This is a genomic window from Ruegeria atlantica, assembly GCF_947495585.1.
GTDB lineage: Bacteria > Pseudomonadota > Alphaproteobacteria > Rhodobacterales > Rhodobacteraceae > Ruegeria > Ruegeria atlantica_G.
Window position 1 is genome coordinate 1 of the sequence record NZ_CANLZK010000002.1, and the last position, 24,731, is coordinate 24,731.

Annotated in this window: 22 protein-coding genes and 1 pseudogene; 14 read left to right on the forward strand and 9 right to left on the reverse strand. The window is 57.8% G+C overall.

The genetic code is table 11. The features are described 5' to 3' along the window. Positions 1 to 173: pseudogene (locus QMP16_RS05750) on the reverse strand (Re/Si-specific NAD(P)(+) transhydrogenase subunit alpha); the annotation flags it as partial. Between the two features lie 127 nt (positions 174 to 300). Further along, a complete protein-coding gene (locus tag QMP16_RS05755) occupies positions 301 to 750 on the reverse strand; it encodes a methyltransferase family protein (protein WP_282151586.1) in 450 nt (149 codons plus the stop codon). 217 nt (positions 751 to 967) lie between these two features. Between QMP16_RS05755 and kynU the strand changes: the two genes are divergently transcribed. After that, complete coding sequence (gene kynU, locus QMP16_RS05760; RefSeq protein ID WP_282151587.1) at positions 968 to 2,161, forward strand: kynureninase; 1,194 nt, start codon at positions 968 to 970, stop codon at positions 2,159 to 2,161. Here kynU and QMP16_RS05765 read toward each other — a convergent pair. Continuing rightward, positions 2,154 to 2,732: a TetR/AcrR family transcriptional regulator gene (locus QMP16_RS05765; RefSeq protein ID WP_282151588.1), complete on the reverse strand. Its 579-nt coding sequence runs from the start codon at positions 2,730 to 2,732 to the stop codon at positions 2,154 to 2,156. The two genes, kynU and QMP16_RS05765, sit on opposite strands and share 8 nt — an antisense overlap. 99 nt (positions 2,733 to 2,831) lie before the next feature. Here QMP16_RS05765 and QMP16_RS05770 point away from each other — a divergent pair, with 99 nt between their 5' ends. Both QMP16_RS05770 and QMP16_RS05775 read left to right on the forward strand, forming a co-directional pair. Then, entirely contained in the window at positions 2,832 to 3,296 is a 465-nt protein-coding gene (locus QMP16_RS05770; protein WP_282151589.1) for a (2Fe-2S)-binding protein, read from the forward strand. A 3-nt stretch (positions 3,297 to 3,299) separates the two neighbouring features. Beyond that, positions 3,300 to 5,540 (forward strand): xanthine dehydrogenase family protein molybdopterin-binding subunit, encoded by a 2,241-nt coding sequence (locus tag QMP16_RS05775; RefSeq protein WP_282151590.1) that lies wholly within the window; start codon positions 3,300 to 3,302, stop codon positions 5,538 to 5,540. Positions 5,541 to 5,586: 46 nt separating this feature from the next. Here QMP16_RS05775 and QMP16_RS05780 read toward each other — a convergent pair whose 3' ends face one another. The 3 genes from QMP16_RS05780 to QMP16_RS05790 all read right to left on the reverse strand — a co-directional run bounded on the left by QMP16_RS05780 (position 5,587) and on the right by QMP16_RS05790 (position 9,175). Then, entirely contained in the window at positions 5,587 to 6,366 is a 780-nt protein-coding gene (locus QMP16_RS05780; protein WP_058274470.1) for a gamma-glutamyl-gamma-aminobutyrate hydrolase family protein, read from the reverse strand. Between the two features lie 225 nt (positions 6,367 to 6,591). After that, positions 6,592 to 7,017: a GlcG/HbpS family heme-binding protein gene (locus QMP16_RS05785; protein WP_282151591.1), complete on the reverse strand. Its 426-nt coding sequence runs from the start codon at positions 7,015 to 7,017 to the stop codon at positions 6,592 to 6,594. A 25-nt stretch (positions 7,018 to 7,042) separates the two neighbouring features. After that, on the reverse strand, positions 7,043 to 9,175 hold the full coding sequence (locus QMP16_RS05790) for a malate synthase G (protein WP_282151592.1): 2,133 nt from the start codon (positions 9,173 to 9,175) through the stop codon (positions 7,043 to 7,045). A 206-nt stretch (positions 9,176 to 9,381) separates the two neighbouring features. Between QMP16_RS05790 and pepN the strand changes: the two genes are divergently transcribed. The 5 genes from pepN (at position 9,382) to QMP16_RS05815 (ending at position 15,917) form a co-directional block, all read left to right on the forward strand. After that, positions 9,382 to 11,934, forward strand: a complete 2,553-nt coding sequence (pepN, locus tag QMP16_RS05795; protein WP_282151593.1) for an aminopeptidase N — start codon at positions 9,382 to 9,384, stop codon at positions 11,932 to 11,934. Next, positions 11,931 to 12,359 carry a hypothetical protein gene (locus QMP16_RS05800; protein WP_058274358.1) on the forward strand — a complete coding sequence of 143 codons (429 nt, stop codon included), beginning with the start codon at positions 11,931 to 11,933 and terminating at the stop codon, positions 12,357 to 12,359. The genes pepN and QMP16_RS05800 overlap by 4 nt, the downstream gene beginning before the upstream one ends. A 130-nt stretch (positions 12,360 to 12,489) precedes the next feature. Then, on the forward strand, positions 12,490 to 13,752 hold the full coding sequence (locus tag QMP16_RS05805; RefSeq protein ID WP_282151594.1) for a hypothetical protein: 1,263 nt from the start codon (positions 12,490 to 12,492) through the stop codon (positions 13,750 to 13,752). A 70-nt stretch (positions 13,753 to 13,822) separates the two neighbouring features. Continuing rightward, positions 13,823 to 15,334, forward strand: coding sequence for an Asp-tRNA(Asn)/Glu-tRNA(Gln) amidotransferase subunit GatB (gene gatB, locus QMP16_RS05810; protein ID WP_282151595.1), 1,512 nt, complete (start codon positions 13,823 to 13,825; stop codon positions 15,332 to 15,334). A gap of 172 nt (positions 15,335 to 15,506) precedes the next feature. Continuing rightward, the gene (locus QMP16_RS05815) at positions 15,507 to 15,917 is read left to right on the forward strand and encodes a DUF4177 domain-containing protein (protein WP_282151596.1); all 411 of its coding nucleotides are present in this window, start codon (positions 15,507 to 15,509) and stop codon (positions 15,915 to 15,917) included. Positions 15,918 to 15,953: 36 nt separating this feature from the next. On the opposite strand, the gene QMP16_RS05820 is transcribed toward QMP16_RS05815, so the two are convergent. Continuing rightward, positions 15,954 to 16,343, reverse strand: coding sequence for a VOC family protein (locus QMP16_RS05820; protein ID WP_058274355.1), 390 nt, complete (start codon positions 16,341 to 16,343; stop codon positions 15,954 to 15,956). Positions 16,344 to 16,383: 40 nt separating this feature from the next. Between QMP16_RS05820 and QMP16_RS05825 the strand changes: the two genes are divergently transcribed. Next, positions 16,384 to 16,920, forward strand: coding sequence for a winged helix-turn-helix transcriptional regulator (locus QMP16_RS05825; RefSeq protein WP_282151597.1), 537 nt, complete (start codon positions 16,384 to 16,386; stop codon positions 16,918 to 16,920). A gap of 20 nt (positions 16,921 to 16,940) precedes the next feature. Here the strand turns inward: QMP16_RS05825 and QMP16_RS05830 are convergent, their stop codons facing one another. Continuing rightward, positions 16,941 to 17,195 carry a BolA family protein gene (locus QMP16_RS05830; protein ID WP_282151598.1) on the reverse strand — a complete coding sequence of 85 codons (255 nt, stop codon included), beginning with the start codon at positions 17,193 to 17,195 and terminating at the stop codon, positions 16,941 to 16,943. Between the two features lie 108 nt (positions 17,196 to 17,303). Between QMP16_RS05830 and QMP16_RS05835 the strand changes: the two genes are divergently transcribed. Next, positions 17,304 to 17,930, forward strand: coding sequence for a J domain-containing protein (locus tag QMP16_RS05835; RefSeq protein ID WP_113789269.1), 627 nt, complete (start codon positions 17,304 to 17,306; stop codon positions 17,928 to 17,930). A 5-nt stretch (positions 17,931 to 17,935) separates the two neighbouring features. Here QMP16_RS05835 and QMP16_RS05840 read toward each other — a convergent pair whose 3' ends face one another. Then, positions 17,936 to 18,844 carry a Hint domain-containing protein gene (locus QMP16_RS05840; protein WP_348774584.1) on the reverse strand — a complete coding sequence of 303 codons (909 nt, stop codon included), beginning with the start codon at positions 18,842 to 18,844 and terminating at the stop codon, positions 17,936 to 17,938. A 320-nt stretch (positions 18,845 to 19,164) separates the two neighbouring features. On the opposite strand from QMP16_RS05840, the gene cobS reads away from it, so the two are divergent. The 4 genes from cobS (at position 19,165) to QMP16_RS05860 (ending at position 24,481) form a co-directional block, all read left to right on the forward strand. Further along, on the forward strand, positions 19,165 to 20,151 hold the full coding sequence (gene cobS / locus QMP16_RS05845; RefSeq protein WP_058274350.1) for a cobaltochelatase subunit CobS: 987 nt from the start codon (positions 19,165 to 19,167) through the stop codon (positions 20,149 to 20,151). A 180-nt stretch (positions 20,152 to 20,331) separates the two neighbouring features. After that, positions 20,332 to 22,209, forward strand: coding sequence for a cobaltochelatase subunit CobT (cobT, locus tag QMP16_RS05850; RefSeq protein ID WP_282151599.1), 1,878 nt, complete (start codon positions 20,332 to 20,334; stop codon positions 22,207 to 22,209). Positions 22,210 to 22,283: 74 nt separating this feature from the next. Next, positions 22,284 to 24,074: an aminopeptidase P family protein gene (locus QMP16_RS05855; RefSeq protein WP_282151600.1), complete on the forward strand. Its 1,791-nt coding sequence runs from the start codon at positions 22,284 to 22,286 to the stop codon at positions 24,072 to 24,074. A gap of 65 nt (positions 24,075 to 24,139) precedes the next feature. Continuing rightward, entirely contained in the window at positions 24,140 to 24,481 is a 342-nt protein-coding gene (locus QMP16_RS05860) for a DUF427 domain-containing protein (protein ID WP_282151601.1), read from the forward strand. Positions 24,482 to 24,731 lie beyond the last annotated feature (250 nt).

A 24,731-nucleotide genomic window follows, 5' to 3' on the forward strand; every position in this document is an offset into this window, starting at 1 on the left:
ACGACCTCAACCCCCGCGGCCTCATACGACGCATCCGAAAATCCAGCCGCAGCACCAGCACCCTTCTCAATCAGACACTCATAGCCCAACTTCTGAAGCTGCAACGCCGACTCCGGCGTCATCCCAACACGGTTCTCACCGTCATAAATCTCTCTCGGTGTGCCTATCTTCACTGGCAGTCCCCCTAATTTTCACTCTGACCGAGCGGGTGGTCGGTATTGTTTGTTAAGCAAAGGTGTATCCTGCGCAACATTATTTCGCAAGCGCAGCATTATTACGTTGTGTCATTACCACATCACCTCATATCCATCGGCGGGTTTGGCGTTCATATCGGGCAAAGTCGGCGCGAAAAGTTCTGCGCATTCTGTCCTCTTCTGGCACGATGAAACGACGTTCCAGAAGCCATACAAATATTGGAATCAGAACCAATGACGATATGGCATCAAACCGCAGGATCAGGCCGGCTAAGATCAGCACATCGCCAACGTATATGGGGTTTCGGCTACGCTTGAAGATCCCCGATTGCACCAGCGATGTAGGCGTTTTATGCGGAATGATCGTGGTGCGATGACGGCGAAACTCGGCCGCAGCCAGGACGATCAGGATAACTCCGCCCCCGATCAGAACACCGCTGAGCAAATCGACAAACCCATTGTCGAGCGACAAACCCATTGGGAAATGCCGCGCCTGCAGCCATGCCAGCACCGCAAAGCCCAGCAACCACACCGGAGGGACGTCGATTTTTCGCATGTCTGGCAGTCTTTCTTATCCGGGCGGAACAAAGTGTCGCTTTTGCCCGATGACCTACCGCTTTTTGCCGGAAATAGCAAAATCACAGTTGGTCGCAGCCGCGCAATCGACGCGGGTCCGGACATGGCTGCAGAGAGGGTCTTCGATGATGGACAGCCGCTTTTGGATCAGATAGCCATTTTGCATCAACAATTGCCCACACAATGATGAGAAAACGATGACCGACTTTGCCGCCACAAAAGCCATGTTCAACCTTCCCCAAGGCGTCGTTTATCTGGACGGAAACTCGCTTGGACCGCTGCCCCGCGCCGCTGGAGATCGAGTCAGTGACATGATGGTTCAGGAATGGGGGCAAATGCTGATCACCGGCTGGAACAAGGCAGGCTGGATGGCGATGCCGACCGGTTTGGGTGATCGCATCGGACGGCTAATTGGCGCAGAACCCGGAAGTATCGTCACCGGTGACACCCTGTCGATCAAGGTTTACCAGGCCGTTGCTTCAGCGCTGGAATTGTGCCCGGACCGCAAGGTCGTGCTTTCGGACAACGGTAACTTTCCTTCCGACCTCTACATGGTGGATGGCCTGCTTCGCTCACTCGGGCCGGAATATGAACTGCGCGTCGTCGCACCGGAAGACGTAGCTGACAATGTGACCGAGGATGTAGCCGTTTTGATGCTGACCGAGGTGGATTACCGCTCGGGCCGGATCCACGACATGAAAGCTTTGACAGAACTTGCCCATGCAAACGGTACAGTGACAGTCTGGGACCTAGCCCATTCAGCTGGCGCGATTCCCGTCAATTTGGCGGCATGCAATGCAGATTTCGCGGTTGGTTGCACCTACAAATACCTGAACGGCGGGCCGGGTGCGCCCGCATTCATCTATATTGCCCCGCGCCTGACGGAACAGGTGCGCCCCGCATTGTCCGGGTGGTTGGGCCACGAGTCGCCTTTTGCCTTTGATCTGGACTATCGCGCCGGCAACGGGATCGAAAGAATGCGTGTCGGTACGCCTCCGATCCTTCAGATGGTCGCCCTATCCGCGGCGATGGACATATGGGATATGGCTGACATGCAGGACGTACGGACCAAATCCATTGAATTGACCGAGTTGTTCATCAAACGTGTCGAATCCGCCTGCCCCGATTTGCAACTGGCAAGCCCGCGTGATCCAGCCCAGCGCGGCAGTCAGGTGTCTTTCCGATTTGCCGACGGCTATGCCGCCATGCAGGCCCTGATTGCCCACGGTGTGATCGGAGACTTCCGCGCGCCTGACATCATGCGGTTTGGCTTCACGCCGCTGTACATTGATGAGCAGGATGTTGAAAATGCAGTCGAAATCTTGGCGGACATCATGCAAAACCGCCTGTGGGACGCACCAGAATTCAAGGTGCGCCAGCGCGTTACCTGACTTCTAGCCCCGCTCCTACCAGAACGGCAAACTGGGCAACACGGGTTTCATATTCTTCCGCGCCAATAGCGCTTGCCTTCAGCCCCTTCAGAGTTGCCGTTATCGTTTTGGCCGTCTCGTCTGCCTCCATCTGCAACCTGACTCGCCCGGCCTGATCTTCGCGCTTCAGCCACTCGGCATATAGGCGCGCAAGCTTGGCCTCGCCTTGCGATATGATTTCTGACGACATGGATTTGGTCGTATCCAACATTTCAAGCCCATGTGGGGACGCTAGGATGGTGGCCATCCCTTCGGTTTGAGCGTGAACCGCGCCCTTGAAAATGTCCGAAACTGAGCCCGGTTTGGTCAGCGCCGCAGCCACTGCAACGCTTTTCGCTGCATAGTAGAGTTCGGTCAGCTTAGTGACGATCGCCTCTTTATTTTTGAAATGCAGATACACTGCCGGACGGGACATCCCTGCGCCCTGCGCTATGTCATCCATCGAGGTCTTGCGGAATCCATAAGTCGCAAAAGCCCGAAACGCCGAGTCCAGGATCGCCTGTTGCCGTGAATCTTCAGTTACATCTGCCATCCTTGAACTGGTGACAGTTTCTGTTCATTTTGTCAATTGACACACTGACACTTTTCATTAATTATGTCAGAAACCAGCCACAGCTACGAGAGGTGCGCCATGGCGACCGCCCTTAAGATCAACGGAAAGCAACATCAGGTTGACCTGCCCGATGACGTCCCCCTGCTTTGGGTTCTACGGGATGAGGTCGGCTTGACTGGCACCAAATTCGGCTGCGGCGTGGCCGCTTGCGGGGCATGCACCGTGCACATTGACGGCGAGGCCGTGCGTTCGTGCCAAGTGGCGCTGTCGGATGTATGGGGCGATGTGACCACGATTGAAGGCATTGGCTCCCCGGACGCGATGGCCTCGATTCAGCAGGCCTGGGTCGATCATCAGGTGGCGCAATGCGGCTACTGCCAGTCGGGCCAGATCATGCAAGCCGCGGCGTTTCTGGCCGAGAACCCTGCGCCTTCGGATACCGATATCGACGATGCCATGCAGGGCAACTTGTGCCGCTGTGGCACCTACCCCCGCATCCGCGCTGCAATTCACGACGCGGCATCCAAGCTGAAAGAGGCATAAACGATGGCATCTGTTGGAAAAATCCTCCGTCGTACGTTCCTGATCGGTTCGGCCGCGATTGTCGGCGGCGTGGCATTCGGGGCGTATTACGTCAGCCGCCCGGCCGCCAATCCGCTGAGACCGGCTAAGGGCGAAACCGCGCTCAGCCCCTTTGTTCTGATTGATCAACAAGGCGTCACCCTGTTCGCCCCTCGCGCCGAGATGGGGCAAGGCGTCAGGACCACTTGGGCAGCCTTGATCGCCGAAGAACTGGATGTGGAACTGGACCAGATCCGCGTTCTGCACGGCCCCGCAGCAGCGGCCTATTACAACTCGGCCCTGGTTGGTGAGGGATTGCCGAACAAGGGTTATGACATCTCGGACTTCCAGCACAATTTGGGGGAGACACTGGGCGTTCTTGGCAGGACGCTAAGCTTGCAGGTGACCGGTGGTTCGACCTCGATGAAAGATGGCTTCGAGCGTATGCGCGAAGCGGGTGCGACCGCGCGCGAAACGCTGAAACAGGCCGCCGCTGACCGTCTGGGCGTGGATCGTGCGCAACTGAAGACCGAAAACGGTGCTGTAATCGCGCCGGACGGGACGCGCATTCCTTATACTGAGCTTGCCGAGGCTGCCGGCCAGATTGAACCGCCGGAAGTCGAACTGCGCGACCCGTCCAACTGGCGCTTGCTGGGGCGGAGCTTGCCGCGTGTCGATGTGGTCGGCAAATCCACCGGAACGGCTGAGTTCGGGATCGATGTGCGCCCCGAGGGTCTGAAATTTGCCTCGGTCCGGATCAATCCCAAGCTGGGCGGCGAGATGAAGGGTTTTGATGCCAGCGCAGCCGAGCAGATGCCGGGCGTGGAAAAGGTGGTTGATCTGGGCAATGGCGTGGCTGTGATTGCCAGCAACACGTGGCTGGCCATTCAGGCCGTCGAGGCGATTGAAGTGGATTGGGGCGACGCCCCCTACCCGCCGGAAACCGACGCCATTTTCACCGAAATCGCGAAATCCTTCGACGCGTCCCCCAATTCGACCATGCGCGATGACGGGGATGTTGACACTCTGCCCGACGGCGCCACCGAAATCACGGCCGAATATACGGTGCCCTATCTGGCGCATTCCACGATGGAGCCGATGAACGCCACAGCGCTGTTCACAGGCTCGGCGCTGGAACTGTGGTGCGGCAATCAGGCCCCGACGCTTGTCCAAATACGCGCGGCCAATACCGCCAACCTGGACAAAGAGGCCGTCCAAATCCACACTACCTATCTGGGTGGAGGATTTGGCCGCCGGGGTGAGCTGGACTTTGGCGAGATCGCCACAAAGGTCGCGATGGCCATGCCCGGCGTTCCCGTCCAAACCACCTGGAGCCGCGAAGAAGACCTGCGCCACGACTACTATCGCCCCGGCGCGATGGCTCGGATGCGGGGCGCAGTCAAAGACGGCCAAGCCGTTCTGATTGACGGCAAGATTGCAGCGCAATCCTGCACGCAACAAGCGGTTCAGCGCTATACCGGCTTGCCGGCTGGCGGCCCTGACAAAGTGCTGGTCGAAGGGTTTTTTAACCAACCCTACGCGGTGCCCAACTATCGCATGAGCGGGCACATCGCCGATCTGGATATTCCCGTCGGCTTCTGGCGTTCAGTCGGGAACAGCCACAATGGCTTCTTCCATGAGACCTTCATGGACGAGATGGCGCATGCCGCAGGTCGTGACCCGCTGGAGTTCCGATTGGAATTGGCCAAGGCCGAGCACGCGCCATCGGCAGGCTGCCTACAAGCCGTGAAAGAGATGTCCGGCTGGACCGGAGAAACCCCTGACGGTGTCGGGCGCGGTGTGGCGATGACCTATAGCTTTGGCACGCCGGTCGCTCAGGTGATCGAGGTCGTCGATGAGGACGGCACTATCCGTATCGCCAAGGCATGGATCGCCTGTGACGTCGGTCTGGCCCTGGACCCCGGCACAGTCGAGGCGCAGATGTTCGGCGGCATGATCTATGGCCTGTCTGCGGCCGTGATGGGTGAGATCACATTCTCGGACGGTGAGGTCGAACAGTACAACTTCCCCGACTACGACGCTCTGCGGATGCACAATGCTCCGGTGACACAGGTGAAAATTCTGGAAACCAACCACCACATGGGTGGCGTTGGCGAACCGGGGACACCCCCGTCCATGCCGGCCCTTGGCAATGCCCTTTTTGACCTGACGGGTGAGCGCGCCCGCACCCTGCCTTTGATCAATCAGTTCAATCTACTGGTTTGATCGCGCTGCGCCGGTCCGAACCCTCTCTCTCGGATCGGCGCAGGACTTACGCGGATTGTTGGACCAGCGCCCTATCCGAGCCGGTTGCCCATGCATGTACAGCAGCACCGAACGCCTTGAATAAAGGGCGGGACACGGGATCATTTTCAGCATCCCATTCCGGGTGCCATTGCACTGACAACGTGAATCCGGGCGCGTCCTGAATGTATATCGCCTCGGGCGTTCCATCGGGGGCTTGACCATCAATCACAACCCGACGCCCAACCGATTTGATCCCCTGTCCGTGCAACGTGTTCGTCATCACTTCGGTCGCGCCCATCAAGCGGTGGAATACACCGCCTTCGTTCAGCGCAACGACATGTCGCAGGGCAAATTTCTCTTCCAGAGTCCCATCGGGCGGCATGCGGTGGTTCATCCGACCCGGCAGATCGCGAATTTCCGGGTACAGTGTCCCGCCCATCGCCACGTTGACCTCTTGGAACCCTCGACAGATGCCAAAGAAGGGCTGCCCACGCTCCACACAGGATCGCACCAGCGGCAGGGTAATAGCATCGCGCGCCCGGTCAAATTCGCCATGGGCCTCAGTCGCGGACTCGCCGTATTCCTCGGGGTGGACATTCGGGCGCCCGCCGGTCAGCAGAAATCCGTCGCAGACCTCAAGCAGCTCATCGACCGAGACATAGCGCGGATCGGCTGGGATCAGCAGCGGCAGACAGTCAGAAACATTGGCAACCGCGTCTGAGTTCATCGTGCCACCGGCATGGGTCGGATATTGATCATTCATCAAGTACGAGTTGCCGATGATACCGACGACGGGTCGAGACATGCTGCGTTCCTGCGTTTTCTGTTTGCTTTCCAAAAACTATCGACCGCAAGAACAGCGCGCAATAGCACAGGCCCTGCGTGTCAGCGCAAGCTCTTGTTCAACTGTGCACATGATGGAATATGAACGCGCTTTGTCTGGTAATTTGGCCATTGCCCGTTTTTGTGGCTGTGCACGAACATCGAATTGGGTCGGAGAGCCCAAAAGGCTCTCCACCAGTCATCAGGTTCAGATCTCGCCAATCAGGCCGGCAGTTTCGATCCCGGCCAATGCCGCTGCGGCATCATTGTCAGACGTATCGCCGGTCACGCCGACCGCACCGATCACTGCGCCCTTTTTGTCGCGCAGCAACACACCACCCGGGACCGGAACGACCTGCCCGCCATAGACGCCATTCACAGCTGCCATGAAATAGGCCTGCGCCTCGGCCCGCTGCATCTGCGCTGTGCCGGCCAGGCCAAGCATCACCGAGCCATATGCCTTGCCATGCGCAATCGCGAACCGACCCGGGGCCGCGTCGTCTTCGCGTTCGAAAGCAATCACGTGACCGCCTGCATCAAGAACGACGACGGAAAGGGGTTTCAGCTCCATTTCGTGCCCCTTCTCAAGGGTCTTTCGGATGATGGTGCGGGCTTTGCGGAGGGAAACTCCCATGTCGTGTCCTATCGTTCCTGATGGTTTAAAGGCTGGCTTTCAGTTCCAGACGGCGAGCATGCAGGACCGGCTCGGTATAGCCCGAGGGTTGCACACGCCCCTTGAAGACTAGATCACAGGCCGCTTGGAAAGCAATTCCGTCGAATCCGGGTGCCAACGGGCGATAGTCTGCGTCATTTTCGTTCTGGCGATCCACCACTGCGGCCATTTTTTGCATCGCAGCCATGACCTGCCCTTCCGAGACAACATCATGGTGCAACCAGTTGGCCAGCGCCTGAGATGAAATCCGGCAGGTCGCGCGATCCTCCATCAGACCGACATCGTTGATATCCGGCACCTTCGAACAGCCAACACCCTGATCGACCCAGCGCACCACGTATCCAAGAATGCCCTGCGCGTTGTTCTCGATCTCGCGGGTGATCTCGTTCTCGCTGAGGTTTCGACCGCCCAGCAACGGAATGGTCAGCAAATCCCCCAGCGTCCCCCGCGCGCCACCGGCAGCCAGTTCATCCTGGCGGGCCAGCACGTCAACCTTGTGATAATGCGTCGCGTGCAATGTCGCAGCTGTCGGCGACGGCACCCAGGCGCACGTCGCGCCGGATTTCGGGTGGCCGATCTTCTGCTCCAGCATATCACCCATCCGGTCGGGCATAGCCCACATGCCCTTACCAATCTGCGCCTTGCCCTTCAGGCCGCAGGCCAAACCAATATCTACGTTGCGATCCTCATAAGACGCAATCCACGGCGTGTTCTTGATGTCGCCCTTAGGCAGCATTGGCCCAGCTTCGATCGAGGTGTGAATCTCATCCCCGGTCCGATCAAGAAAACCGGTGTTGATGAAGGCCACCCGCGATTTCGCAGCGCGGATGCATTCCTTGAGGTTGACCGACGTGCGGCGTTCTTCATCCATGATGCCCAGCTTCACGGTATTGCGCGGCAGGCCAAGGATGTCTTCGACCATGTCAAAAATCTCGACCGAGAACGCGACTTCTGCCGGTCCGTGCATCTTGGGCTTGACCACATAGACCGAGCCTTGGACCGAATTTCCGCCGTCTCGCTTGAGATCGTGCATGGCGATTAGCGTGGTGCAGAGTGCATCCATCAAACCTTCGCCGATCTCATTGCCCTGTTCATCCAACACAGCAGGGTTTGTCATCAAATGCCCGACGTTGCGGATCAGCATCAGCGAACGACCCTTCAAGCTGCCTGACTCACCGGATGCCGTTGTAAAGCTTAGGTCCTTGGCAAGTTTGCGGGTGAAAGTCGTGTTGCCCTTGTTCACCTCTTCGGCCAGGTCACCCTTCATCAACCCAAGCCAGTTGCCATATGCCACCACCTTGTCAGCGGCATCGACGCAAGCGACCGAATCCTCGCAATCCATGATGGTCGACAAGGCCGATTCCAGACGCATATCAGCAATATGCGCCGGATCAGTGGCCCCGATAGCGCTGTGTCCGTCGATCCTGATCTGAATGTGCAGCCCGTTGTTGCAGAGCAGTACCGCATCCGGTTTGCCTGGATCTCCGTCGTAACCTACAAATTGTTTAGGATTGGCCAGAGTTGGCATCAGCGCGCCGTCCTGTACGCTCAGATCTGAGACATCAGCCCATGACCCGAAAGCCAGCGGCACTGCGTCATCCAAGAACCCTTTGGCCCATGCAATCACCCGCGCGCCCCTCGCTGCGTCGTAGCCGCCAGCCACGGGCAGATCACCCATCGCGTCCGTTCCGTAAAGCGCATCGTAAAGGCTGCCCCAACGTGCATTGGCTGCGTTCAGTGCAAAACGCGCGGTGGTGATCGGTACGACTAACTGCGGTCCGGGGATCGAGGCGATCTCGGGGTCGACATTGGCGGTTTCAATCTGGAAATCTGCACCTTCCTCGACCAGATAACCGATCTCGCGCAGGAAAGCCTGATAGGCCTCTGCGTCGTGGACCTGCCCTTGACGCTCAAGATGCCATGCATCGACCTTGCCCTGGATGTCCTGCCGCTTGGCCAGAAAGGCGCGGTTCTTGGGGCCAAGCTCGGCGGCTATGCGCGCCAGACCATCCCAGAAGGCATCTGCTGTGACACCGGTTCCCGGCAGGGCTTGGCCTTCGATGAACTCGGCCAGAACCGGATCCACCTGCAATCCACTGCGCGCCTGTCTGCTGCTCATTTTGTTTCTCCCGGGAATGTGCACGACTGTATGCCGTCAGCATTTAGGACGAAAGTTTCCGATAGGCAACGTGCGCCGCAGCGTCGCGGTCAAAAAGACTTACCAAAATCAATTTTCGGGACATTCCGACGCGCGGATCGCACCGCTTGCAGCCAACCGCCACAGCCCATACGTTCGCGCAAACACAAAATCATGCGAGGCCCCTGATGCGCGACGCTGCCCCCACGACGATCTATCTGAAAGACTACACACCCTTTGGTTATCTGGTGGACAGCGTGCACCTGACGTTCGATCTGGCCGCCCACGCAACCCGCGTCACATCACGCATCGCATTTCGTCCCAACCCGAAGGCCAGCGACAAGACGTTCTTCCTGCATGGCGAAGACCTCAAGCTGATCCGCGTATCCATCGACGGTGCGGAAATCACCCCCGAGATTACCGACAAGGGCCTGACCGTTGCTGCCCCCGACGCGCCGTTTATCTGGGAAGCCGAGGTTGAGATCGATCCGGGAAACAACACGGCCCTCGAAGGGCTATATATGTCGAACGGCATGTACTGCACCCAGTGCGAGGCAGAAGGGTTCCGTAAGATCACCTTCTACCCTGACCGCCCTGATGTGATGTCCACCTTCACTGTGCGCATCAATGGTGATCTTCCTGTTTTGCTGTCCAACGGCAACCCCTCGGGCAAAGGCGAAGGTTGGGCAGAATGGACCGACCCGTGGCCCAAGCCGGCCTACCTGTTCGCGCTGGTCGCGGGCGATCTGATTACCCATCCCAGCCAATTCACCACAGTGTCGGGCCGCGAGGTTGAACTGAACCTCTGGGTCCGTCCCGGTGACGAGGGCAAGTGCGCCTTCGGGATGGAAGCGTTGAAGAAGTCCATGAAGTGGGACGAGGATGTCTATGGTCGGGAATACGATCTGGACGTGTTCAATATCGTGGCCGTGGACGATTTCAACATGGGCGCGATGGAGAACAAGGGGCTGAACATCTTCAACTCATCCGCTGTTCTGGCCAGCCCTGAAACCTCGACCGATGCCAATTTCGAACGGATCGAGGCGATCATCGCGCATGAGTATTTCCACAATTGGACCGGCAACCGGATCACCTGCCGCGACTGGTTCCAGCTGTGCCTGAAAGAAGGGCTGACAGTTTTCCGCGACGCACAGTTCACTTCGGACATGCGCTCGGCCCCGGTAAAGCGGATTGAGGACGCCATCGACCTGCGCGCGCGGCAATTCCCCGAAGATAACGGGCCGCTGTCCCACCCGGTTCGGCCTGAGAGTTTTCAGGAAATCAACAACTTCTACACCGCGACCGTCTACGAAAAAGGTGCCGAGATCATCGGCATGCTGAAACGTCTGGTTGGTGATGAGGCCTACTCAAAGGCCTTGGATCTGTATTTCCTCCGCCATGACGGACAGGCCTGCACCATTGAAGACTGGATCAAGGTGTTTGAGGACACCACCGACCGCGATCTGAGCCAGTTCAAGCGCTGGTACAGCCAATCTGGCACACCGCGCGTGACAGTGAGCGAAGATTGGAATGACGGCACATATACGCTGACATTGGCGCAGCACACCGAAGAAACACCTGGGCAGTCCGAAAAGCTGCCGCAAGTGATCCCTGTCGCGGTGGGTTTGCTTGGACAAAATGGTGTCGAAGTACGCGCGACCGAAGTTCTGGAACTGACTGAGGCGGAACAAAGCTTCCAATTCACTGGGCTGGCGGCAAAACCTGTGGCCTCGATCCTGCGAGATTTCTCGGCCCCTGTGATCCTTGAGCACGATCACACCGATGCCGAACGCGCCTTCCTTCTGGCCCACGACACTGATCCTTTCAATCGGTGGCAGGCGGGACGGTCATTGGCGCAGGACACGCTGTTGCGCATGATCCTCGAAGACGCAACGCCGGGTGCGGATTACTTGGACGGGGTGCTGGCCGTTCTGCGCGACGGCGAATTGGACCCGGCGTATCGCGCCCTGATGCTGGGTCTGCCTTCCCAATCCGAACTGGCCGCTGCGTTGTTCGACCGGGGTGAAACACCTGACCCGATGGCGATCTGGACAGCGGTAGAAACACTGCGGCAGGCAACAGCCCAGCACGTTCAGGATCTTCTACCGCGTTTGCACAGCGAAACCTTGATTGAGGCGCCATACAGTCCCGACGCAGACCAAGCCGGCAAACGTTCGCTGGGCAATGCCGCACTGGCCCTAACATCCCGGCTTGATGGTGCGGCAATGGCGGCCGAGCAATACGCGGCGGCTGGCAACATGACGCAGCAGCTAAGCGCGCTGTCCTGCCTGCTGCGCGCAAGCAAAGGCGAGGCCGAGCTTTCTGCATTCTACGAACAATGGCAGCACGACCGCTTGGTGATGGACAAATGGTTTGCCCTTCAGGTCGGGATGGCCTCGCCGGCGGCCACGGCAGACATCGCCCGCACCCTGACCGAGCACGCCGATTTCAACTGGAAAAACCCCAATCGTTTCCGGGCGGTGATGGGTGCGCTGGCGATGAACCACGCCGGTTTCCACCGCGCAGATGGTGCGGGTTATGCGTTGCTGGCCGACTGGCTGATCAAACTGGACCCTGTCAACCCGCAGACCACGGCGCGGATGTGTTCGGCCTTCCAGACCTGGAAACGCTATGACGCGGACCGTCAGGACCTGATCCGCGCACAGCTTACCCGCACCGCAGAAACGCCCGACCTGTCGCGCGACACGACCGAAATGGTTTCGCGCATTCTAAACGCATGACAGAATTCAAGTTTACACGTCAGAACCGGGCACCGCGCACTGTCGGTGTCCTGATCTGCGTTTATGCGGCCTTGCTGGCACTTGTGATCCTGTTCGACGCGGCATGGTGGCTGATGGCGCTGTTGGCGTTGCCTACGTTACCGGCCATTTGGGATATTGCGCAGAACACCAGCGCAGGGCTGGTTCTTGATCAAAACAAACTGCGCTGGTTTACCGGCACCCGTGAGGCCGAAATTGATCGTTCGGACATTGATTATGTTCGCTTTGACACGCGTTGGGATTTCTCGGTGCGCGTTTCTCTGATTTTGAGATCCGGCAAGCGGATTCGGCTGCCTGATGAGTCGTCTCCGCACCACAGGGACTTCGAACAGGTCCTGCAACAGGCTGGTTTTCGAATTGAACGTCATCACTTCGTCACATTTTGAAACAATAGGTTCATTTTTGAAAGATTAGAGGCAAATGCTAACCGGTCCCCTTCAAAGACCTTGAATTTGACACCGATTACGGCAAAGCTCTTACCCTCAAGTTTCTGGTTTGTTTGTTTCGAGTGCCGCCATGTTCTGGTTTTTTAGGGACCGTTCGTCCCGTTCCCGATCTTCTATTGCTCATCCCGCTGCATCCGGCGCGTATTTCGCTGACCCGGCTGTTTCGCCCGTGTTACCGGACCAAGGGCAACTGAACATCCCATTGGCTGATGTTCAGGCCCAGGATGAGATTGGGCGCAGCTCGATAGAAAAAGGCCGTTTCCTCGCCAGGCAGGATCGCTGGGCAGAATTGTCCGACCTGATGCACAAAGCAGACGACGCACGGGAAACTGCACCCGACGGCATGCCTGTCGCGGAATTGCTGGCGTTTGGGGCGCGGGCCGATGTGGTTCTGGCGGCAGAACATGCGCTGTCCGATGCCAAAGCGCTATCAGAGTTTGACGTCCTGAGCGGCATTTCCGAATTGGAAGACGAGATGCGCGCGCATTCGGGTGACCCGATGATCGCCTTGGTTGTCGCTTTGGCCCACATTGATATGGCATGGGCATGGCGCGGTACGACGAACGAAGCAACCCTGCCCTCGCTGCACCAATCCCGCTGCGCCGCCCATTTCGATCGGGCAGCTGCAATCCTTCCCAATTGTCGCGAGGCCGCAGCGGACAGCCCCATTGTCGCCTCGGCTGGCTGCGCAATTTTGGCAGGTCAGCGTAGAGCCAACACACGGGTGGCGGATGAATACGAGCGGTTGATTAAGCTCGACCCGTTGAATCATCGGCACATGCGCGCGATGGGGACCCACCTGCTGCCGCGCTGGTTCGGAAGCTATGGCGAGCTCGAGGTCCAGGCGCTGCGTATGGCGGCTCAGACCCGGGACATCTGGGGGGCCGGAGGCTATACTTGGGTTCAGTTCGACGCAATTGCCCTGGACGAAGAGGCCTGCGCGCGTCTAGATGTCGATTTCTTCCTGGAAGGCATGCACGATATTCTCCGTCGGCGTCCTGACCAGCAAACCGTCAACATGTTGTCTGCCTACTGCGCCATCACGATCCAGAACGGTGCTGGCCAGTGCGACAAGGCTGATCTGGTGCGCAGCCAGATACACCAGGCTGCAAACTGGCTGATCCGCGATCACCTGACAGAACTGCACCCGTTGATTTGGGCCCATGCAGCAAATGGGTTCAACAACAGTGTTCGGATCAATTCACCCGAACGGTTCGCGGCCCGCGGGCAGCGCGATGCCCTGCGTGCAATTGGCGATCTGTTCCGCGATGAGCTGCGCAGCGGATTGGATGTGACGTTTACTCCGACGGGTTTGCGCCTGTCCGGGCACTGATTCCCCCTTGCCCCTAGGCCGTGCCGGGCCTAATACGCAGGCTTAGACTTCTGCGGAAATGAGGCGCGCCATGCTCGACCTGACATACGAAATGCCCAAACCCAAAACCATTGCCGGGGCCAAGCACGATTGGGAACTGGTCATCGGGATGGAGGTGCATGCGCAGGTCTCGTCCAATGCCAAGCTGTTCTCGGGAGCATCGACTCAATTCGGGGCCGAGCCAAATTCGAACGTGGCATTCGTGGACGCGGCGATGCCGGGAATGCTGCCGGTGATCAACGAATACTGCGTTGAACAGGCGGTACGAACCGGTCTGGGCCTGAAGGCGGATATCAACCTGGTATCGGCCTTTGACCGCAAGAATTATTTTTATCCGGACCTGCCGCAGGGTTACCAGATTTCTCAGCTGTACCAGCCCATCGTGGGCGAAGGTGAAGTGCTGGTGGAAATGGGCGACGGCACCGCGCGCATGGTGCGAATTGAACGCATCCACATGGAACAGGACGCAGGCAAATCGATCCATGACATGGACCCGCATATGTCCTTTGTCGACCTGAACCGGACCGGTGTTTGCCTGATGGAGATCGTCAGCCGCCCCGATATTCGCGGCCCCGAAGAAGCAGCAGCCTACATCGCCAAGATGCGCCAGATTCTTCGTTATCTGGGTACCTGCGATGGCAACATGCAAAACGGCAACTTGCGGGCGGACGTCAATGTTTCGATCTGCTTGCCCGGTGCCTATGAAAAGTATCAGGAAACGCAGGACTTCTCGCATCTGGGTACGCGTTGCGAGATCAAGAACATGAACTCGATGCGCTTTATCCAGCAAGCGATCGAGGTCGAGGCCCGGCGTCAGATTGCCATCGTCGAAGGTGGCGGTACTGTCGATCAGGAAACCCGCCTGTATGATCCGGACAAGGGTGAGACACGCTCGATGCGGTCAAAGGAAGAAGCGCATGATTACCGCTATTTCCCCGACCCTGACCTGCTGCCCCTGGAAATTGAACAGGCGTGGGTTGATGACATCGCAGCCAGGCTTCCGGAACTACCGGATGCCAAAAAGGCGCGTTTTATTGGCACCTTCGGTCTGACGGATTACGATGCGTCGGTTCTGACGGCCGAAGTGGAGTCGGCTGCCTATTTCGAAGAGGTCGCCAAAGGCCGCAGTGGTAAACTGGCCGCAAACTGGGTCATCAACGAACTGTTTGGCCGCCTGAAGAAAGAAGACCACGACATCACCGCCTCGCCGGTTTCGCCTGCGCAGTTGGGTGGGATCATCGACCTGATCGCCTCAGACGCCATTTCTGGCAAGATCGCCAAGGATCTGTTCGAGATTGTCTACACCGAAGGCGGCGACCCGGCGCAGATCGTTGAAGAACGCGGTATGAAACAGGTCACCGACACCGGTGCCATCGAAATTGCGCTGGACGAAATCATCGCGGCCAATCCGGCACAGGTCGAAAAGGCCAAGGTGAACCCGAAACTGGCAGGCTGGTTTGTTGGTCAGGTCATGAAAGCAACCGGCGGCAAGGCGAACCCCAAAGCCGTCAATGAGTTGGTCAGCAAAAAGCTGAGCTCGTAAGCCTTTCGGTTCAAGAAACTGCTACGGCAGGGTCCGTGCGTCTGGCCCGGACCTTTCCGGTCCCGCGCGCGGGGCGCAACAGACAAAACAGAATTTGCCCAACGGGCGATGATGACTGTTCGAAACCCGACAACATGTTAGATTGCTGGGGATCGGCAACCAGGAAAATCTGATGCAGCGCTACGAATACAAAGTTGTCCCCGCCCCGCAAAAAGGCACCAAGGCCAAGGGCGTCAAAACTGCCGAAGGGCGGTTTGCAGTGTCGATCGAACAGATCCTGAATCAGATGGGGCAGGATGGCTGGGATTACCAGCGTGCGGAACTTCTGCCCAGCGAGGAGCGCGCAGGCCTGACCAGTTCCACCGTGAACTGGCGCAATGTTCTGGTGTTTCGGCGAGAGGTTGCAGTTGAGTTTTCTTCGGAGCGCGAGCCGGTTGAGGACAGCGATGATGCACCCGTGGCTCAGCCGGTACCCGGACCAGAAGAAGTGCAGGCCCCTGCACCAATTTCAGAAGAGGTCAAAGACCCACCATTGACCCTGAAATCCACGGATCTGTCCGAAAAGGACAAAGAGCAGACCTAAGCGGTCTGCTCCGCGTTTTCACAGCATGCAGCTGAATTACTCGGCAGCGCTTGCCGCTTGGCTAAGATCCTGCGCCAGCATCAGCGCATTGCCGTCCGGGTCGTAGAACGTTGCGGTGCTGACCATGCCCTCGATCGTTTCAGTCGCCCCATCAAACCTGACGCCCGAGGATTCGAGCGCCTGACGCGCCGTCGCAATATCGGACACCCCGAAAACCGGCACCGTATTGCCCGGCGCAGGCTCGGCCTGCTCACCCAGGCCCAAGGTCACACCGTCGGTTTTGGTTTTCATCTCACTCCAACCGGCCTCGTCAATATGGTGGATCAGTTCGAACCCCAGCTTGGCCTGATACCATTCGGCACTGACATGCCTGTCTTGCACGGACATGGCGAGCGTGATCGTGTTTTCCAGTGAAACAAGTGGCATTGAACTATCCTTTTGGCGAAAATTAAAGTAACTATACTTTATGGACATAACGATTCTTGTCAAGCTTACGTCCCGCGCCTGGTCCCTGAACATTCTGGCGTTAATGCATAAAGGCATGCCGGGACGACAGGCACCGCTACTGGCTGCGACAAGCGCCGGCAGAACGGCATTTGCCCAAAGCCTTGATCACCTGATTCAATTGGGTTTTTTGGAACGAAATCCCGGCCACGGTCATCCACTGCGCCCCGAATTTCGATTGACCCGAGCGGGTGTATCTGCGGCCGAAATCGCTAGCCGGATTGTGAATGTCGTGCCAGATGACGCTGATTTCGCGTTACTCAGACGAAGTTGGACAGCACCTATTCTGGCGCTGACCGACAGGCCCCAACGATTCTCGACTCTCAAATCCGGGCTGATCACCATTTCCGATCGCGCACTTTCGACGTCGCTTCTCCGCCTGGAAGAGCAAGCGTGGATACGGCGAGACATTGATGCGACCCACCGGCTTCCCTTTCCGACGTATCGCGCGGTGAATCAGGGAATCGCGGTTAACAGGGCCATTTCTCTGGTCGCCTAGGCATCGACCAATGGGCCTGTTCAGGTATCAATATCCAGCGCCAGCGCATGAATGCGGGGCACAATGTCGCCCAATGCTTTATGTACCGCACGGTGGCGGGCGACGCGGGATTGCCCCTGAAAAGCGTTGGCACGAATGCGGACGTTGAAATGGCTTTCGCCGCCCTCTTGAAACCCGGCGTGTCCGCGGTGACTTTCGCTGTCATCTACGACTTCCAGCTCACGCGGTTCAAAGGCTGCCGTCAGGCGGGTTTGGATCTCGTCGGTAACAGTCATTTTTTTGCTCACGGGCGAAAATTTTACCGCCCCCCCTCTTCTACTTTCGGCTGCTTAGACTAAACTGCTGCCTCCGAGTCGAAAAGATGCGTTCTTAAGGATGAGCACATGGTGAAGTCAGACCCCTTCGGATTTGATATGTCCGTATCCACTTCCAAGAAGAAGAACCCGCGCGGGCGTCGCGGAATGTCGGGCGCGTCTGAAACCTCGACGCGTATCTGCGATCACGAAGGTTGCGAAGAACCGGGCAAGTTCCGTGCACCCAAGGCCCCGGACGTGCTGGACGACTTTTTCTGGTTCTGCCAGCAGCACGTTCGCGAATACAACAACAAGTGGAACTTCTTTGACGGCACCACCGAGGCCGAGCTGAACGCCCAGCGGTCCAAGGACAAAGTGTGGGAGCGCGAGACCAAGCCGATGGGCGATCCAGAAGCGCGTGCATGGGCGCGTCTGGGCATCGAAGACCCGCATCAGGTGCTGGGAGCAAACAGCACGCAGAACAAAGGGCGCACCACTGGTGGTGGCGGTCGTCGCCTGCCCCCCACGGAACGCCGTGCGATCGAAATTCTGGAAGCCAATGACAGCTGGACCAAGGCCGAGGTGCGCAAAGCGTACAAAAAGCTGATCAAGGTACTGCACCCCGACATGAACGGCGGCGACCGATCCCAGGAAGAGCAGTTGCAAGAGGTCGTCTGGGCGTGGGATCAGATCAAGGACAGCCGGAACTTTAGGTAGTCGGCTTATCGACGACCGTACATGCGCAAAAGAGCCTTTGTTTCGGGGCGTTTTAGGCACCGCACGCGAGTTTGTTCCAAAGTGGGTTTAGGGCTAAAACGATCCGGGAATAGCATACCAAGCTCCACGACATCTTCGCGATCGAATGACAAAAGCGCCATGTCGCCCAGAAATAAGCTTTCTGTCGGCAAACCATGCGAAATCAGTATCGCATGGCGATCACAGGCAACGTGGAAATACGTCACGGCCTCATCGGGCCGCACTTGTCGAATTGTTTTGTCATTGACCAAATGAATTGCCGCAGCAAAAACTCTGGACTCTCCAAACAGCAATTCGGCGCGCCACCCTTCGAGAACAATCCTATGCTGTGGGGACACGTATAAATCACGATCAGGCAAACCGTCTCCGATTGCCCCTTTCTGGATGCAAACAGGGCGCAATCGCGGGTTTCGCTGCAACGCTTCTGCGCTCATGGTCTTTTTGCCAATCCAAAGGATAGGCAACAGCGCACCGCTGGAAACACGAACTTTGTCCCCAACCGATAGTTCTTCGACGGGGCAAGGACCTTTCCCGGTTTCAATCAAAGTTCCCTTTACGAAACATGGCACTGTTCCGGCAGGAAGGTCGACTGTCACACTGAGAGAGGCATTGTTACCATTTCCCGGGTTCCCCGTCGTCGCGCGTATTAGAACCGTGAGTTGCGTATTCGGGGGAATGTCTGCCCCCTCAGTTAGCTCAACCGTCAAAACTCCACTAGGTGAAATCGAAACAGTGTAGTCTGATGGATCCAATCCACCATCGCCAGTTACGGTCACGCTCCAAGTCACAGCTTTGGTCGTGGTATACTGCTCCATAACCGAGGTCGACCCACTGGGGATCGAGATAGAAGTCGGACCTGAGATTACTAACGACATTTGTACCTACACTCATAAAAAACAAAACCGGGAACCGCTTTTGCACAATCATATATGCATATTTAACTCATCATATATTATTATTGCAATGTTAATGCTTCACGGGACTGTGTGGCGGCGTTCTGGACCCAAAATTCGAGCTGTCCAAGATTTGAAAGATTAGCTCGAGCCATTGGACGCAACGTCGATAAGGCCAGTTTCAAAGAAACATCCGCCTAAGTACCTACCAGCACGGCTTTCCCTTGCCCTTGCCCGCAATATGTTGCACCACACACGAGTTCAAACCCGGCAACGCGGGGCAAAGGATAAGGACAAGGCGAATGGCTGACGGATCGATCGACGTAAACGCAAAACCCACCGAAGAAATTTCGGTCCGTGACGTGTTCGGTATTGAAACCGACATGGCGATCAAGGGCTTTGCTGACCGCAGTGACCGCGTACCCGCGATCGACCCTACCTACAAGTTTGACCCGGAAACCACGCTGGCCATTTTGGCAGGCTTCTCGCACAATCGTCGTGTGATGATCCAAGGCTATCACGGCACAGGCAAATCGACCCATATTGAACAGGTCGCAGCCCGGCTGAACTGGCCCGCCGTCCGTGTGAACCTCGACAGCCACATCAGCCGGATCGACTTGATCGGTAAGGACGCGATCAAGCTGCGTGATGGCAAACAGGTGACCGAGTTCCACGAAGGCATCCTGCCCTGGGCGCTGCGCAACCCCGTTGCCATCGTTTTCGACGAATACGACGCAGGTCGTGCGGACGTGATGTTCGTGATCCAGCGTGTTCTGGAACATGACGGTAAGCTGACCTTGCTGGACCAGAACGAGATTATCACGCCGAACCCGAACTTCCGCCTGTTTGCCACCGCGAACACCGTCGGTCTGGGCGACACTACCGGCCTCTACCACGGCACGCAGCAGATCAACCAGGCACAGATGGACCGCTGGTCGCTGGTCTCGACGCTGAACTACCTAAGCCATGACGCTGAGACGATGATCGTTCTGTCCAAGGCGCCGCATTACAACACCGAAAAGGGCCGCAAGACCGTCAGCCAGATGGTCACCGTCGCCGACCTGACCCGGACTGCCTTCATGAACGGCGACCTGTCGACTGTCATGTCGCCCCGGACCGTGATCAACTGGGCCCAAAACGCCGAGATCTTCCGCGACGTCGGCTACGCCTTCCGCCTGTCCTTCTTGAACAAGTGTGATGAGCTGGAACGCCAGACCGTGGCCGAGTTCTATCAGCGTTGCTTCGACGAGGAACTGCCGGAAAGCGCGGCGAGTGTGAGCTTGGGGTGATAATCTTCTTTGTCATAGCATCTATCTGGGTTGTTCTTGATTCAGCTTGGCTTTTTGACAAAGTAGATTGGAAAAAGACGGCGCCTTCAGAAATGACGGCGCCGCAGCATGTCCACCTGACACGGCTGCGCTGGGAATGCTTAGTGCTTTTCTCGGCAGCAATGATCTGGAGTACGTTCATTGTCTAAAGCAAACGACAACCCCGCCGATCCGTTCAAGAAAGCCTTGGCCGAAGCCACCAAGGTGATGGCCGATGATCCCGAATTATCAGTGAGCTATACTGTCGACCCCTCGGGTCTGTCGGGCGAGTCGATGCGTTTGCCGCAGGTTTCTCGGCGCATGACTCGCGAAGAGGTTTTGCTGGCGCGCGGTACGGCGGATGCTTTGGCGTTGCAGCGCCGGTACCATGACGATGCGACCCATAATCGCTATGCGCCTCCGGGTGATATGGCGCGGGATCTTTATGAGGCCATGGAAGTTGCCCGGTGTGAGGCGATGGGCGCGCGGGATATGCCCGGCACGGCCTCTAACATCGATGTTAAAATTGGGCACGAGGCGCTGCGCCGTGGGTACGACCAGTGCAAGCAGCCTGCTGATGCCCCCTTGTCGGTGGCCGCGGGTTATCTGATCCGTCACTTGGCAACCGGACGGGACCTGCCGCCTGCGGCCGAGAACATCATGAACCTGTGGCGCGGCTTCATCGAAGAGCAAGCCGGCGGGACGCTGGAAAACCTGCAGGAAATCCTGTCGGATCAGGCCGAGTTTGCCAAATTTGCCCGTCAGATGATCAAGGATCTGGGGTATGGTGACCAGCTGGGCGAAGATCCGGACGAGCTGGACGAAGATCAGGAAGATCAGGCCGAGGACGACGCCGAAGAACAGCCCGACCCCGATAGCACTGGTCAGGATGATCAGGACGAGCAGGACGCCGACGCGACCCCCGAGCAAACGCAGGAAGAGCAGCAGGACCAATCTCAGGCCCAAGTCTCGATGGACGAGATGGCCGAGGATGAGATGGGCGATGAGGCCGAGATGCCTGACGGTGAGGCCCCGATGGAGCCGCCGTCCCCGCCCCCTGCATCCGAGGCCGACCCGGACTACAAGGTTTACCTTGGCACCTTCGACGAAGAGATCGCAGCCGAGGATTTGGCCGAGCCTGCTGAATTAGAACGGCTGCGCGCCTATCTGGATCAGCAGCTTGAGCCGCTTAAGGGTGCCGTCAGCCGTCTGGCGAACAAACTGCAGCGCCGATTGCAGGCGCAACAGAACCGTTCTTGGGAGTTTGACCGCGAGGAAGGCATTCTGGATGCCGGTCGTCTGGCGCGTGTTGTGGCCAACCCGACCACGCCGCTGAGCTTCAAGGTCGAGAAAGACACCGAGTTCCGCGATACAGTGGTGACGCTGCTGCTGGATAACTCGGGCTCAATGCGCGGTCGCCCGATCTCGATCGCGGCGATCTGTGCCGATGTTCTGGCCCGGACGCTGGAACGTTGCAACGTGAAAGTCGAAATCCTTGGCTTTACTACGCGCGCTTGGAAAGGCGGCCAGGCACGTGAGGCATGGCTGAATGACGGCCGCCCGCAACAGCCGGGGCGTCTGAACGATCTGCGTCACATCATCTACAAAGGTGCGGATGCCCCGTGGCGTCGAGCGCGACCCAACTTGGGTTTGATGATGAAAGAAGGCCTGCTGAAAGAGAACATCGATGGCGAAGCACTGGAATGGGCGCATCGCCGGATGCTTGCGCGACGCGAGCAGCGCAAAATCCTGATGGTGATCTCGGACGGTGCGCCGGTTGATGATTCAACGCTCAGCGTTAACCCCGCGAATTACCTGGAAAAACACCTGCGCGACGTGATTGGGATGGTCGAAAAACGCAAGATGGTCGAGCTTTTGGCCATTGGTATCGGCCACGATGTAACCCGATACTACGATCGCGCGGTAACAATCACGGATGTCGAACAGCTGGCAGGTGCGATGACTGAACAGTTGGCGGCATTGTTCGACAGCGATCCTCGGGCACGTGCACGCGTAATGGGGATGAAAAGGGCCAGCTGACGCTGGCCCTGCCTCCGGCAGGAGTATTTTTCAAAAGATGAAGGGGACTGCCCCCCGTTTACGAGAGGTGTCACATGTTTCAGTCCTTTGCAGTCACTGCACGTCCGGAACAGGGACCGCCCAGACTGGCCGCTTTGCGATCCCAGATGGCGCAGGATGGGTTGGACGGTTTTCTGATCCCACGCGCAGATGCGCATCAGGGCGAGTATGTGGCCACACGCGATGAACGGCTGGCATGGCTGACGGGCTTTACCGGTTCGGCCGGCTTCTGTGCGGCATTGTCCGAAATTGCGGGTGTATTCATCGACGGCCGATACCGCACCCAGGTCAAGGCGCAAGTGGCGGAAGAATTCACGCCCGTACCCTGGCCCGAAACAAGCCTTAGCGCCTGGCTCAAGGAACAACTGCCGAGCGGCGGAAAGGTTGGTTTTGATCCCTGGCTGCATGCAGCTGGGCAGATTTCCAGCCTGAAGAAAGAGTTGAACGCGAGCGGCATCGAGCTGGTTCGGTGTGACAATCTGGTAGATCGGGTGTGGCCGGATCAGCCGGACGCCCCGATGAACCCGGTTAAGACGCATCCGATTGAGTTCGCAGGGGAAACAGCCGTCAGCAAAATTGCGCGGATGGCGGAGGATCTAAAGCAGAACGGGTGTGATGCGGCCATCATTACATTGCCGGATTCGATCATGTGGCTGCTTAACATTCGCGGATCAGATATCGGGTACAACCCGGTGGCACATGGGTTTGCCATTCTGAAAACCGATGGCCGGGTTGATCTGTTCATGGCTGCGCAAAAGCTAGTCGGGTTGGACGATCATCTTGGCAACCATGTTCAGGTTCACGACCCTCGGTCTTTTTTGGATGCGGCCGCGGATCTGGACGGCGCGGTTCAAGTTGATTTGGGAACCCTGCCGCAGGCAGTTGCGGATGTGCTGGGTGACAGAATGATGGATGCAGGTGATCCCTGTGCCCTGCCCAAAGCTCGCAAGAACCCCGCCGAAATCGCAGGCAGTGCTGAGGCGCATCTTCGTGACGCGGTGGCCGTTATTGAAACCTTGTGCTGGTTGGACGCACAGGCCGCAGGCACAGTGACGGAAACTCAGGTGGTGACGCAGCTTGAGGAAAACCGCTGCCGGGATAACGCGCTACAGGATATCTCGTTCGACACGATTGCGGGCACCGGGCCCAACGGCGCGATCATGCATTACCGGGTGACCGAAGAAACCGACAGCCGGCTGGAGAAAGGCCACCTGTTGGTTTTGGATAGCGGTGGGCAGTATCTGGATGGCACAACCGACATCACCCGCACCATTGCGATAGGGGAAGTAGGCGATCAGGAAAAAGCCTGCTTTACCCGCGTGCTGAAAGGGATGATCGATCTGTCCATGCTGCGCTGGCCCGCCGGGCTGGCCGGACGAGATATCGAATGCATCGCACGCGCCCCTTTGTGGGCAGCGGGCCAGGATTTCAATCACGGGGTCGGCCATGGCGTCGGCGCGTATCTGAGCGTCCATGAAGGGCCGCAGCGCTTGTCGAAGGTCAGCCATGTTCCGCTGGAGCCGGGGATGATCCTGTCTAACGAGCCGGGATATTATCGCGAAGGCGCGTTCGGTATTCGGATCGAGAACCTTGTTGTGGTTCAAGATGCCCCGGCGCTGCCCACCGCTGACACCGAGCGTGCGATGCTGAACTGGCGGACTCTCACATACGTTCCAATTGACCGGCGGCTGATTGTAGTCGATATGCTAACGACAGAAGAACGCGCGTGGCTTAACGCATACCACCGCGACGTTGCGGAAAAAGTCCGCCCAAGGCTGGGCGACGACGCTCAACTGTGGTTGGATGCCGCAACTGCGCCGATCTGACACTGGACTGTCACATAAACCGGGCAGAGGAGTGATCCGTACTGAAGACGAGGGAAGAAGCAGAGATGACAGACATAACGATCCGCAAAGCAGCTGGTAAATGGAGCGTTCGTTCCGGGGGCGCCGTTCTCGGAGAGAGCATGAATGCGCTGGAGCTGCTGGAGGGTGATCTGGAGCCGGTGATCTATTTCCCCCGCGCCGATATCGGAATGGCATTTCTGGACCGTACAGATATGGTTACGCACTGCCCGCACAAAGGCGATGCAACACATTTCTCAATCGTCAACAAATCATCGGTGACCGAAAACGCAGCGTGGAGCTATGAGGATCCGGTCGCCGCAATGGCCGAGATCAAGGGTTATGTCGCGTTTTACCACGTCGATTCCGTTAAGGTCGAACAGATTTAAATCCGTCAGATGGCCTCTCTGACCCGCTCGGTCGAGGTAATGTCGTGACGAAAAGACCCATTAGGCCTGTGCCATGGATGTCAGTGATCTGCGATGGGCTGCTGCCGTTCGTACGCGACCAAAAAAATACCTGGCCGGGCCGCCCTGGCATGGCCAGGATTTCGGACCCATAGCAAGTATTATCGTTTTTTGGCATCGTGATAAAAAATCTGTGACATTTTTTGGGTGCGACTAACCGGAAAATTTCACG

Excerpts from the sequence above, each read along its gene's own strand:
- QMP16_RS05755 (WP_282151586.1), bottom strand. The coding sequence starts at position 750 with ATGCGAAAAATCGACGTCCCTCCGGTGTGGTTGCTGGGCTTTGCGGTG.
- kynU (WP_282151587.1), top strand. The coding sequence starts at position 968 with ATGACCGACTTTGCCGCCACAAAAGCCATGTTCAACCTTCCCCAAGGC.
- QMP16_RS05765 (WP_282151588.1), bottom strand. The coding sequence starts at position 2,732 with ATGGCAGATGTAACTGAAGATTCACGGCAACAGGCGATCCTGGACTCG.
- QMP16_RS05770 (WP_282151589.1), top strand. The coding sequence starts at position 2,832 with ATGGCGACCGCCCTTAAGATCAACGGAAAGCAACATCAGGTTGACCTG.
- QMP16_RS05775 (WP_282151590.1), top strand. The coding sequence starts at position 3,300 with ATGGCATCTGTTGGAAAAATCCTCCGTCGTACGTTCCTGATCGGTTCG.
- QMP16_RS05780 (WP_058274470.1), bottom strand. The coding sequence starts at position 6,366 with ATGTCTCGACCCGTCGTCGGTATCATCGGCAACTCGTACTTGATGAAT.
- QMP16_RS05785 (WP_282151591.1), bottom strand. The coding sequence starts at position 7,017 with ATGGGAGTTTCCCTCCGCAAAGCCCGCACCATCATCCGAAAGACCCTT.
- QMP16_RS05790 (WP_282151592.1), bottom strand. The coding sequence starts at position 9,175 with ATGAGCAGCAGACAGGCGCGCAGTGGATTGCAGGTGGATCCGGTTCTG.
- pepN (WP_282151593.1), top strand. The coding sequence starts at position 9,382 with ATGCGCGACGCTGCCCCCACGACGATCTATCTGAAAGACTACACACCC.
- QMP16_RS05800 (WP_058274358.1), top strand. The coding sequence starts at position 11,931 with ATGACAGAATTCAAGTTTACACGTCAGAACCGGGCACCGCGCACTGTC.
- QMP16_RS05805 (WP_282151594.1), top strand. The coding sequence starts at position 12,490 with ATGTTCTGGTTTTTTAGGGACCGTTCGTCCCGTTCCCGATCTTCTATT.
- gatB (WP_282151595.1), top strand. The coding sequence starts at position 13,823 with ATGCTCGACCTGACATACGAAATGCCCAAACCCAAAACCATTGCCGGG.
- QMP16_RS05815 (WP_282151596.1), top strand. The coding sequence starts at position 15,507 with ATGCAGCGCTACGAATACAAAGTTGTCCCCGCCCCGCAAAAAGGCACC.
- QMP16_RS05820 (WP_058274355.1), bottom strand. The coding sequence starts at position 16,343 with ATGCCACTTGTTTCACTGGAAAACACGATCACGCTCGCCATGTCCGTG.
- QMP16_RS05825 (WP_282151597.1), top strand. The coding sequence starts at position 16,384 with ATGGACATAACGATTCTTGTCAAGCTTACGTCCCGCGCCTGGTCCCTG.
- QMP16_RS05830 (WP_282151598.1), bottom strand. The coding sequence starts at position 17,195 with ATGACTGTTACCGACGAGATCCAAACCCGCCTGACGGCAGCCTTTGAA.
- QMP16_RS05835 (WP_113789269.1), top strand. The coding sequence starts at position 17,304 with ATGGTGAAGTCAGACCCCTTCGGATTTGATATGTCCGTATCCACTTCC.
- QMP16_RS05840 (WP_348774584.1), bottom strand. The coding sequence starts at position 18,844 with ATGTCGTTAGTAATCTCAGGTCCGACTTCTATCTCGATCCCCAGTGGG.
- cobS (WP_058274350.1), top strand. The coding sequence starts at position 19,165 with ATGGCTGACGGATCGATCGACGTAAACGCAAAACCCACCGAAGAAATT.
- QMP16_RS05855 (WP_282151600.1), top strand. The coding sequence starts at position 22,284 with ATGTTTCAGTCCTTTGCAGTCACTGCACGTCCGGAACAGGGACCGCCC.
- QMP16_RS05860 (WP_282151601.1), top strand. The coding sequence starts at position 24,140 with ATGACAGACATAACGATCCGCAAAGCAGCTGGTAAATGGAGCGTTCGT.